Origin of the sequence: Streptomyces sp. (assembly GCF_050698815.1) — a bacterium.
Lineage (GTDB): Bacteria > Actinomycetota > Actinomycetes > Streptomycetales > Streptomycetaceae > Streptomyces.
The window spans coordinates 1-10,408 of sequence record NZ_JBOHCV010000761.1; the positions used below are offsets into that span (position 1 = coordinate 1).

At 71.7% G+C, this 10,408-nt stretch carries 7 protein-coding genes; 3 read left to right on the forward strand and 4 right to left on the reverse strand.

Annotated elements, in window-relative coordinates:
* Positions 1 to 51: 51 nt before the first annotated feature.
* Complete coding sequence (locus ACRDP3_RS27090) at positions 52 to 903, reverse strand: esterase/lipase family protein (RefSeq protein WP_431519650.1); 852 nt, start codon at positions 901 to 903, stop codon at positions 52 to 54.
* A 225-nt stretch (positions 904 to 1,128) separates the two neighbouring features.
* On the opposite strand from ACRDP3_RS27090, the gene ACRDP3_RS27095 reads away from it, so the two are divergent.
* Entirely contained in the window at positions 1,129 to 1,962 is an 834-nt protein-coding gene (locus ACRDP3_RS27095; RefSeq protein ID WP_431519645.1) for a TrmH family RNA methyltransferase, read from the forward strand.
* 22 nt (positions 1,963 to 1,984) lie between these two features.
* On the opposite strand, the gene ACRDP3_RS27100 is transcribed toward ACRDP3_RS27095, so the two are convergent.
* Entirely contained in the window at positions 1,985 to 2,980 is a 996-nt protein-coding gene (locus ACRDP3_RS27100) for a DNA polymerase Y family protein (RefSeq protein ID WP_431519646.1), read from the reverse strand.
* A complete protein-coding gene (locus ACRDP3_RS27105; RefSeq protein WP_431519647.1) occupies positions 2,977 to 6,477 on the reverse strand; it encodes a DNA polymerase III subunit alpha in 3,501 nt (1,166 codons plus the stop codon). Before ACRDP3_RS27105 ends, ACRDP3_RS27100 begins: the two co-directional genes overlap by 4 nt.
* A gap of 325 nt (positions 6,478 to 6,802) precedes the next feature.
* Between ACRDP3_RS27105 and ACRDP3_RS27110 the strand changes: the two genes are divergently transcribed.
* On the forward strand, positions 6,803 to 7,837 hold the full coding sequence (locus tag ACRDP3_RS27110; RefSeq protein WP_431519648.1) for an aspartate-semialdehyde dehydrogenase: 1,035 nt from the start codon (positions 6,803 to 6,805) through the stop codon (positions 7,835 to 7,837).
* A gap of 180 nt (positions 7,838 to 8,017) precedes the next feature.
* Here the strand turns inward: ACRDP3_RS27110 and ACRDP3_RS27115 are convergent, their stop codons facing one another.
* Positions 8,018 to 9,088 (reverse strand): S1 family peptidase, encoded by a 1,071-nt coding sequence (locus tag ACRDP3_RS27115; RefSeq protein ID WP_431519651.1) that lies wholly within the window; start codon positions 9,086 to 9,088, stop codon positions 8,018 to 8,020.
* 821 nt (positions 9,089 to 9,909) lie between these two features.
* On the opposite strand from ACRDP3_RS27115, the gene ACRDP3_RS27120 reads away from it, so the two are divergent.
* Entirely contained in the window at positions 9,910 to 10,353 is a 444-nt protein-coding gene (locus ACRDP3_RS27120; RefSeq protein WP_431519649.1) for a cell division protein SepF, read from the forward strand.
* Positions 10,354 to 10,408 lie beyond the last annotated feature (55 nt).

Consider the following 10,408-nt stretch of genomic DNA (forward strand, 5'->3'; position numbering starts at 1 on the left):
GCCGGAGAGAGCCGCGGGCGCCGGGGCCGGGTGGACGGAGAGGTTCTGGGCCTAAGAGGCGCAGGTGGTCGGGGTGGCGTGGGCGGGGTCGAGGGCGTTGGCCGTCTCGTGGAAGGCCAGTCTGTCGAAGAGCCCGATGGCGAGGTGCTCGGAGATGTCGGCCGGACACAGGTCCTGCAGCACGACGTTGTTGACGTCGGGCCCCTCCAGGAACTGCGTCTTGTACGGGGTGACGACCTGGTCGTACTTGGTCGCGATCACCGTGTAGTGGATGCCCGGCAGGGTGTCCCCGCCCTCGTTGAGGCGGGTGATGAAGTCGGAGCCCACCTTCTGCTGCATCAGGGCCGGGCCGAACTCCCCGATGACGTCGCCGAGCGGCGGAAGGATGTCGGTGAGCTTGGTGAGCCCGCTGAGGGTGGTGCCGTGATTGCTGGGGGCGATGCCGACCAGAGCGTTCACCTTGCCGGCGCCGCCGAGGAACTTCATGTAGTGGCGGGGCATCATGCCGCCCTGCGAGTGGCCGACGATGTCGACCTTTCCGGTGCCGGTGGCCGCCAGCACCTTGTCGACGAAGGCGTCCAGCTGCTCCGCCGACTTCTCGATGGGGCCGAGACCGTAGACGAGGGGTATGCCGGGACGCTGGCCGTAGTCGAGGGAGAAGACGCAGTAGCCGCGTCGGGTCAGATACGGGGCGAGCCCGAGCCAGTTGTCGAAGGCGTTGCCTCCGGTGCCGTGGACGAGCACGACGGGGCGCGGGTGCTCGGCAGAGGGCTTGCAGGAGTAGTCGTTCCACCCGCTGTCCGCCGCGCCGGACTTCTGGGCGGCCGGCTTCTGAGTGGCGGACTTCTGAGTGGAAGGGGCTTCGGCGGAGGCGGCGGTCGCCGCGGTCGGGAGCGCCGTCATGACGATCGCGACGGCCGCTACGGCGGCGGGGGTGCGGGGGTGCTTCCAGGACAGGTTCACTGCCGTCTCCTCGTGGGGGGTGAGGACGGATCGACACTGTTGAAGTCCTAGTAACTTACGAGTCAGTAAGTTGGGGAAGCCATATGCGTGCCTGTGAAGGTTCGGTGTGCATACGGCCCCCGGGTAGGCTGCTGCCGCGGCACGCTCCCGAACGGAAGGACAGCGGTGGTTCAGCGGATCACCTCCCGCAACGCCCGCTTCCAGCAGTGGCAGTCGCTGCTGACCAACCGGAACAAGCGGCAACGGGCACGGGAGTTCCTCGTCCAGGGTGTCCGCCCGATCACCCTCGCCCTGGAGCGCGGCTGGCCGGTGCGTACGCTGCTCCACTCCACCGAGCGGCCACTCTCCCGCTGGGCGGCGGATCTGGTCCGCGACACCCGCGCGGAGCACGTCGCCATGGCTCCGGAACTCCTCGCCGAGCTGGGCGGGAAGGACGAGGCCGCGCCCGAGGTCGTCGCGGTGCTGGAGATGCCCGCTGACGACCTGGCCCGGATCCCGGTCGGCGACGGCTTTCTCGGCGTGCTCTTCGACCGGCCCACCAGCCCCGGCAACATCGGCACCGTCATCCGCTCCGCGGACGCCTTCGGCGCCGACGGGCTGATCGTCACCGGTCACGCCGCCGACGTCTACGACCCGAAGTCGGTACGGGCCAGCACGGGTTCACTCTTCGCCCTGCCGGCTGTCCGGGTCCCCTCGCAGCGGGAGGTCGTGGCGTGGCTGGAGGAGTGCCGGGCGCGGGGGCGGCAGGGCGCCGAGGTCGCGGTGGTCGGTACGGACGAGCACGGCGGGGCCGACCTCTTCGACACCGACCTGACCCGGCCCGTACTGCTGCTCATCGGTAACGAGACCACGGGGCTGAGTGCGGCCTGGCGCGAGCTGTGCGACCACACGGTGCGCATCCCGATGGCGGGCTCGGCCAGTTCCCTCAACGCGGCGAACGCCGCGACCACCGTGCTCTACGAGGCGTCCCGGCAGCGCATCGCCGCCGCCCGGGGCTGACCCGGCCCCGCCGCACAGCGCCCTACGCGGCGTCGAAGAGCGACGCGGGATGCGCCGCCGCCGCGCCGAACCGGAGCCGGGCCCGGTCCGCCGCCGCCTCCGCCCGCCTCGCCTTCTCCGCACGGGGGTCGAAGGAGAGCTGGCAGGTGGCCAGTTCGGCCGGCGTCAGCTCCTCGGCGCGCAGGGAGACCGCGCGTACCCGGGCCCGCTGCAGTCCGAGCGCGTCGTGCAGAGCGTAGGCGGTGGCGGTCAACGCCGGGGTGTGCGCGGTCGGTTCGGCGAGAGTGCGGTGACGGGTGGTGGCGGAACGGTCGGCGTAGCGGACGGTGAGGGTCAGCGCGCGGGCCACCTGCCCGTCCGTACGCATACGGAAACCCAGCTCGTCGGCGAGGGTGAGCAGCGCCCGGCGGCGCTGGTCCGGGTCGAGTTCGTCCCGGTCGAAGCGGTACTCGGAGCCGGCCGAAGGAGTCGGCGCGCGCGGGACGACGGTGGTCGGGTCGATGCCGCGGGCCCGCTCGTACAGACGGCGCCCGGCCGTCGCGCCGAGCACCCGCTGCAGGGTGGCGGGGGACGCGCCGGCGAGACGGCCGACGGTGTCCAGGCCGTACGCGCACAGGGTGCGGGCGGTCGCCGGTCCGACGCCGTGCAGGGCCGCGACGGGCTTGCCGGCGAGGAAGGCGGCGGTCTCCTCGGGGCGTATCACGCGGACCGTGCCGGGTGGCCCGCAGTGCGCCGCCATCCGGGCGAGGAGCGGATTGGCGGCGACGCCGATGGTGCAGTCGGTGCCGTACAGGGCCAGCGCCCGGATACGGACGAGCCGGGCCAGCCCGGGTGCGTCCCGGTCGAAGTAGCGCAGCGCGCCCCGCACATCGGCGAGCGCGGCGTCGGGCGGCAGCGCTTGGACGACAGGGGTGAAGCCGGAGAGGAGACCGAGGAGTTCCGGGCGGTCCTCTTCGGCGTGCTCCCCGAAACGCACATACAGCACGTGGAGTCCGGGACGCTCGGTGGCCTCGCTCATCCCGCGCTCCCCGGGCTGGAGTGCCAGAGCTTGCGCAGGGCCTTCGGCGAGTCGGCGGAGTCACCCGGCGTCCGCAGGTCGGCCCAGGGGTTCATCTCGTAGCCCTTCGCCACCTGGACGGTGCGCCCGGGGCCGGCGTCCGGCTCGGGTGCCGGCACCTCGGGGACCTCCGCCAGCCGGGCGGCGACCGCGTCCAGGCCGCCGGTGCGGCGCAGTTCGGCCAGTTCGGCCAGGTCCCAGGCCGCCGCGCCGACCACACTGAGGCTGCGCGGCCCGCGCCGCTGCACCACGCCCCGCACCAGCAGCAGCCAGGAGTGGAAGACGGTGTGCGCGCACGCGGCGTGCGCGTCGTCGAAGAAGGCGAGGTCGACCAGTCCGGTGCCGTCGTCGAGGGTGCTGAAGATGACGCGGCGCCCCGACCGGATCGGCGGGGTCTGGGTGGCGGCCTTGGCGCCCGCGACCAGGACCGTCTCGCCGTGCCGGGCGGCGCGCAGCCCGCGCGCGGAGTACGCGCCCAACTCCCGCAGGAACGCGGTGTGATCATCCATGAGGTGCCGGGAGGCGTCCATGCCGAGGACGCCCAGTTCCGCCCCCAGCCGTTCGCCGGCGTCGAGGTCGGGCAGCCCGGCCGGTTCCGGTGCGGCTGCCTCACCCAGCGCCAACTGCCCCTCTCTGGCTCCCGTACCGCGCTGCTGCCGGTGGAGTTCGGCGATGTGCAGCAGCAGGTCGCGCCGGTTGCCGTCGGAGGTGAAGACGTCCAGCGCCCCGATCCGGGCGAGCCTTTCGGCGACGGGGCGGGGCGGCCGGGCCCGTCGCCAGAGGTCGGCCAGCGAGTCGTAGGGCTGCCCGGCGGCGATCCGCTCCGCGTCCGCGGCACTGATGCCCTGGACCTCGGAGAGGGCGAGCCGCAGCCCCCACCGCCCCGAGTCCGACGAGTCCAAGCTCTCAACCGATCCCTCAACCCCCCCAGAATCAGACACCAGTTCGATCCGATAAGCGACCGCCGACCGGTTCACATCCAGCGGCAGCACCGGCACCCCCCGCCGCCGCGCGTCCGCCAGCAGCAGCCGCTTCGGATACATCCCCGGATCGTGCTCCAGCAGCCCCGCGTAGAAGGCGGCCGGGTAGTGGGTCTTCAGCCACGCCGACTGATAGGTGGGTACGGCGAAGGCGACGGCGTGCGCCTTGCAGAACCCGTAGGAGCCGAACGCCTCCACGATCTCCCAGGTGCGGGCGATGACATCGGCCGCGTACCCGTGCCCGGACGCCTCCTGCGCGAACCAGGCCCGCACCCTTCCCTGCCGCTCGTCGTCCGACAGCGCGCGCCGCGCCTCGTCGGCCATCGCGCGGCCGCAGCCGGTCATGACCGACAGGATCTCGATGATCTGCTCGTGGAAGACCACGACGCCGTACGTCTCGCGCAGCACGGGCTCTAGGTCCGGGTGCGGATAGCGGGCGGGCTGCCGCCCGTGCCGGGCCTCGATGAAGGGCCGCACCATGTCGGCGGCGACCGGGCCCGGCCGGAACAGCGAGATGTCGACGACGAGATGGTGGAAGTTCTCCGGCTGCAGCCGCCCGACCAGGTCGCGCTGGCCGGGCGACTCGATCTGGAAGCAGCCGAGCGTCTCGGCGGACCGGATCAGCTCGTAGGTCTCCGGGTCGCCCTCGGGCGCCTCGTCCAGCCCGACGTGCTCGCCGCTCGCCCGCTCGACCTCGGCGACGGCGTGCGCCATCGCGGACTGCATCCGCACCCCCAGCACGTCCAGTTTGAGCAGTCCCAGGTCCTCCACGTCGTCCTTGTCGAACTGCGACATGGCGAACCCCTCGGTGCTGGTGGGCATGACGGGTGTACGGGCGCGCAGCGAGGCGTCCGAGAGCAGCACTCCGCACGGGTGCATGGCGACCCCGCGGGGCAGCGCGTCCAGCGACTCGACCAGGTCCCAGAAGCGGGGCCCGTACCCCTCGGCGTCCACGCCGCGCAGCTCCGGGAGTTCGGCGAGGGCCGCCCGCGCGTCGCGCGCCCGGATGTGCGGGAACGCCTTGGCGAGCCGGTCGGTCTCGGCGGGGTCCATGCCGATCGCCGCGCCCACGTCCCGGATGGCGTGCCGCACCCGGTAGGTCTCCGGCATGGCGACGGTGGCGACGCGCTCCTCGCCGAAGCGTTCGAAGATGGCGCGGTAGACCTCCAGCCGACGGGCCGACTCCACGTCGATGTCGATGTCCGGCAGGCTGGCGCGACGCGGTGAGAGGAAGCGCTCCATGAGCAGGTTGTGCTCGACCGGGTCGGCGTGTGCGATGCCCAGCAGATGGTTGACCAGCGACCCGGCACCCGAACCGCGCGCCGCCACCCGTACGTTCATCGCCCGCACGTCCCGGACGACCTGCGCGACGGTGAGGAAGTAGGAGGAGAAGCCGAGCCCTTCGATGATCCGCAGCTCGTCCTCGAGCCTGTCCCAGCGCGCCCGCTGTCCCTCGTACCGCCGCCCGACCATGCCGGCCGCGCAGCGCGCGCGCAGCACGCGCTCGGCGCTCCTCCCCCCACCGGCCCCGCCGCCCGCGCCGACCAGCCACGGCTCCGGGAAGTGCACCCGTCCGATGCCGATGTCGTCCTCGGGGTCGACCCGGCAGTCGGCGGCGGTCTCCTCGGTCAGCGTCAGCAGCCGGTGCGCGGTGTCCTGCCGGTAGCCCGCGGCCTCCGCGACCCGCTCCGCGACCGCCGCCATCGCCTCCGGCTCCTTCAGCCACCGCTCCCCGCCGTCCAGCCCCTTCCGCGGGTCGACCGGGACCAGCCGGCGCGCCGCGTCCAGTACGTCCGCGACCGGGCCCTGGCCGTGATCGGCGTAACGCACCGCGTTGGTCAGTACGGGCTTCAGCCCCTGCTCGGCCGCGAGCCCCAGCATCCGCGCGGCTTCCCGCAGCGGTACGTACCCGGCGACCTCCAGCCGCAGCGCGGTACCGAAGATCTCCCGCCAGCCGCCGAGCTGCCGTGCCGCCCGGTCGGGCCGGCCCGCGGCGAGCGACCGGCCGACATCGGAGTCCGGGCCCAGCAGTACGGTCAGCGCGCCCTCCTGCGCGCCTCCCAGCTCCGCCAGGTCACCCCACTCCAGCCGGGGCCGCTCGCCCCCGCCGGCGTGTGCAGAGCTGACCAGCCGGCACAGCTGCCCCCATCCCACGGCCCCCCGTCCGGCGAGGAATACGGCGCGCTGCGCCGATTCATCGACGAAGGCACCTCCCCTGACCGGCGTCCGCCGGCGGCGCACCGCGCTCGCCCCCTCCGGCCGCTCCGCCACGGCCAGCTCCGCTCCGTACACCGGACGGACCCCCGCCCGGGCGCTCGCCTTGGCGAACCGCACCGCGCCGGCGAGGGTGTCCCGGTCGGTGAGCGCGACCGCGTCCATCCCGCGCTCGGCGGCACGCGCGGCCAGTGTCTCGGGGTGGGAGGCCCCGTACCGCGCGGAGAACCCGGAAGCGACGTGCAGGTGCACGAACCCCGACATCCGCCGCACCTCCCACCGTGCTCGCGCCCCTGCTCAGCCGAATACACACCCACCATAAACCAGCCATCGAACTTTCGTTCGAACGGCATGAGACGACGCCGCCTCGCAGCTCATCCCTGGTACCCGGCCCGTGACCGCAGGTGACTCCCCCTGCCCTCCCACCCGTGTGACCGATGTCAAAGAATGTCGGCGAAGTCGCCGATCGTAGATGTGGCAGGGCAGGGTAGAAGACTCAGCGCCCCGCCGGGACGGCCCGGCGGTGCCGCCCGCACGCACAGCGCAAACGGGACACGGACGGACACAGCACAGAAAGCGAAGGAGCCCCATGAGGATCGGGATCGTCGGAGCCACCGGACAGGTCGGCAGCGTGATGCGGGAGATTCTGGCCGAACGGAACCTCCCGGTCGAAGAGCTGCGGCTGTTCGCTTCCGCCCGTTCCGCCGGGCGGACCCTCCCCTGGCAGGGCAGTGAGATCACCGTCGAGGACGCGGCCACGGCCGACTACTCCGGACTGGACGTCGTGCTCTTCTCCGCCGGCGGCGCGACCTCGAAGGCGATCGCCGAGAAGGTCGCCGCCCAGGGACCCGTCGTGATCGACAACTCCTCCGCCTGGCGGCTCGACCCCGATGTGCCGCTGGTCGTCTCCGAGGTGAACCCGGACGCCGCCCGGCGCCGCCCCAAGGGCATCATCGCCAACCCGAACTGCACCACCATGGCCGCCATGCCCGTGCTGCGTCCGCTGCACGAGGAGGCCGGGCTGACCGGGCTGGTCGTCGCCACCTACCAGGCGGTCTCCGGCAGCGGGCTGGCCGGTGTCGCCGAGCTGAACGAGCAGGCGGGCAAGGCGGTCGAGACCGACGCCGCCCGGCTGACCTTCGACGGGGACGCGGTGGACTTCCCGGAGCCGGACAAGTTCAAGCGGCCGATCGCCTTCAACGTGCTGCCGCTCGCGGGCTCGATCGTCGACGACGGTCTGGAGGAGACCGACGAGGAGCAGAAGCTGCGCAACGAAAGCCGGAAGATCCTCGACATCCCCGGCCTGAAGGTGTCCGGCACCTGTGTACGTGTACCGGTCTTCACCGGCCACTCCCTCCAGGTCAACGCCCGCTTCGAGCGGGCGCTCCCCCCGGAGCGGGCCCGCGAGGTGCTGGCCGCCGCGCCGGGCGTCGAGCTCTCCGACATTCCCACCCCGCTCCAGGCCGCGGGCAAGGACGTGAGCTACGTCGGCCGTATCCGCGGCGACGAGACCGTTGAGCACGGCCTCGCGCTCTTCCTCACCAACGACAACCTCCGCAAAGGCGCCGCGCTGAACGCGGTGCAGATCGCGGAACTGGTCGCCGGCGAGTCCGCCGCCGAGTGAGGTGACGCTCCCCCTGGGCCGGCGGCCCGGGTGGGGGTACTCCCATCGCCGCCTGCGCGCACGCGGGCGAACGCCACCGTGAACGCGACGGAACCCCCGGGCCGGGCCCGGGGGTTCCGTTCTTGTGCGGTGTGGTGTCACGTGTCACTTCGTGCGCGTCACACCTGTGCGTCCGGCGTGTCAGGGAAGCTGAGCACCCAGCGCCTCGAGGGCGGCCGGCACCGGCTGGAAGAAGGTCTCGCCGCCGGCGGAGCAGTCACCGCTGCCGCCGGAGGTCAGACCCAGCGCCTTGTCACCGGCGAAGAGCGCGCCACCACTGTCACCGGGCTCGGCGCAGACGTCGGTCTGGATGAGACCGTCGACGGTGCCCTCCGGGTAGGTGACGGAGGCGTTCACGGCGCTCACGGTGCCGTCGTGCACCTGAGTGGTGCTGCCGCTGCGGGTGACCTGCTGGCCGACCTCGGCCTCGGCCGCGCCTGAGATCGCCTGGGTGCTGCCGTTGTAGAGGTTCACCTCGCTCGGGTGCGCGGTGTCGCCGGTGTAGGTGGCGATGCCGTAGTCGGCACCCGGGAACTTGCCGTCGCCGCTCTTGGCGATCTCCGCGCCGCCCTGGGTGTCCGACCAGCTGGCGATCGCGGTCGAGCAGTGGCCTGCCGTGAGGAAGGCCGGCTGACCGCCGACGGTCACGTTGAACCCGAGGGAGCAGCGCCCGCCGTCGCCCCAGATGGCGTCACCACCGGCGATCTTGGTGGTGTACTTGCCCGCGGTGCGCTTCATCTCGACCTTGCCGCCCTGCGCAGCCGCCTGCTTCTTCAGCTTCGCGAGGTCCGCGCCCTTGACGGTCCTGTCCGCGGTGAGGATGACCTTGTTGGTCTTCACGTCCACCACGCGGGAGGTGCCGGCGATGTCCGTCTTGGTGAGCGTGCTCTTGACCGAGTCGAGCTGGGCCATCGTGTGCTCGACGAGCTTGGCCTGGGCCCCGGCGGCCTCGACCTGCTTCTTGGCAGCCTGGCCGGTGACGTTGACGACCAGCTTCTTGGCCTTGGCGTCGTAGTAGGACCCGGCGTCACCCTTGAGGTCGGACGTGAGCTTCGAGGCGAGCTTCGTGGCCGACGTGCTCGTCAGGCTCTTGAGGGTGGGGGCGCTCTCCTCCGAGGCGTTGGCGGACAGCGTGAGCGTGCCGGCGACGAGGGCCGCCACGCCCGCACCAGCGATGGCCACCCGGCGCTTCGATATCTGGTGCTTCAACATCTTGTGCTTCAACTCAGAACCTCCAGTGGGGGGTTGAGACCGCCCGAGGGTTGGGGGCGGCCCCGGAGGAAGTACGGACACCGGCTCCCCTTGCCCGAAGGAAGTCGCGTCCATGCCAACTCGTACCGCCGAGTATTACGAGAGCCACGGTTAACACACAAGGGCTAAGTTCGCCTAGGCCGATGAAAAGTCGAGTCGTAGCAGGCTGACGGTACACATGGAAAGTGGCACGCGTCGATCCCTTGTATGAACACAACGGGCGACAACAGACAAGCATCGCCTCAACTGACGCAAGAACCGTACTTGTCCGCTTCTGTCCGTCAATTGGCCATCAGCCGCCGTATTCCGGCAGGGTTTCCCATAGGGATTTTCGACCGGCTATTTCTCACCCGGATTCCGGACTCGGGCGAGGCTTCGGCGGCTCCCCGCCGGGCCCGCCCCCCGTACGAGCGACCGCGGGGCGCACGGCGCCCGTCCGCGCGCCGGGGCACGACCGGACGTCCACTCCCGAACACCGCTCCCCCGCTTGCCCGTTGATCCCGCCGGTTCCCGGTGTGCGGTACCCGCCCCGCGCCGCGGCATCACGTAACAGCAGGTCGGACCGGCCGACTTGCACACCGTCAGCACTGGTGTCCCACCGGATCCCTGATCCGGCGCCACATGTTCTGCACCAGTACCGTCACGAATCCCGTTCTGGTCGGGTATTCGCTTGGCGCAACATCCGCATCATGGACGAACATGGGGATGCGGACCCGCGGCGGAGCCGCTGCGGAGCCGCTCAAGACCACTGCGGTCGACCGCGCAGAGGAGAGGAGGCGTCCATGGGATCGGTGCGCAAGGCGAGTGCCTGGCTGGGCCTCGTCGATGACAGCGAAATGCGGTACTACGACGACGACTACGCCGAGGGGCCGGAGCCCGGGGACGCCGCGCGGGAGCCCTGGGTCACGGATCCGCGGGTCCGGGTGACGGCGGAGGCGGCGCAGAAGGAGGGCACCCGGATCGCCACGGTCACCCCGGACGGCTTCCGCGACGCACGCGGGATCGGCGAGCTGTTCCGGGACGGCGTTCCCGTCATCATCAACCTCACCACGATGGAGTCCGCGGACGCCAAGCGCGTCGTGGACTTCGCCGCCGGACTCACCTTCGGGCTGCGCGGTTCGATCGAACGGGTGGCGACGCGGGTATTCCTGCTGACTCCCCCGGACTACAAGATCGTCGGCGGCGACCGCCGCGCCGCCGAAGGCGGTTTCTTCAACCAGAGTTAGGGCCCGGGACTCCGTAACCCGGCCCGGTCGGCAAGGTGTTCACCGGAAGCGACAC

What these genes read in the sequence shown, in the direction of transcription:
- ACRDP3_RS27100 (WP_431519646.1), bottom strand. Translation starts at nt 2,980, where the DNA reads ATGAGCGAGGCCACCGAGCGTCCCGGACTCCACGTGCTGTATGTGCGT.
- ACRDP3_RS27105 (WP_431519647.1), bottom strand. Translation starts at nt 6,477, where the DNA reads ATGTCGGGGTTCGTGCACCTGCACGTCGCTTCCGGGTTCTCCGCGCGG.
- ACRDP3_RS27120 (WP_431519649.1), top strand. Translation starts at nt 9,910, where the DNA reads ATGGGATCGGTGCGCAAGGCGAGTGCCTGGCTGGGCCTCGTCGATGAC.
- ACRDP3_RS27110 (WP_431519648.1), top strand. Translation starts at nt 6,803, where the DNA reads ATGAGGATCGGGATCGTCGGAGCCACCGGACAGGTCGGCAGCGTGATG.
- ACRDP3_RS27090 (WP_431519650.1), bottom strand. Translation starts at nt 903, where the DNA reads ATGACGGCGCTCCCGACCGCGGCGACCGCCGCCTCCGCCGAAGCCCCT.
- ACRDP3_RS27115 (WP_431519651.1), bottom strand. Translation starts at nt 9,088, where the DNA reads ATGTTGAAGCACCAGATATCGAAGCGCCGGGTGGCCATCGCTGGTGCG.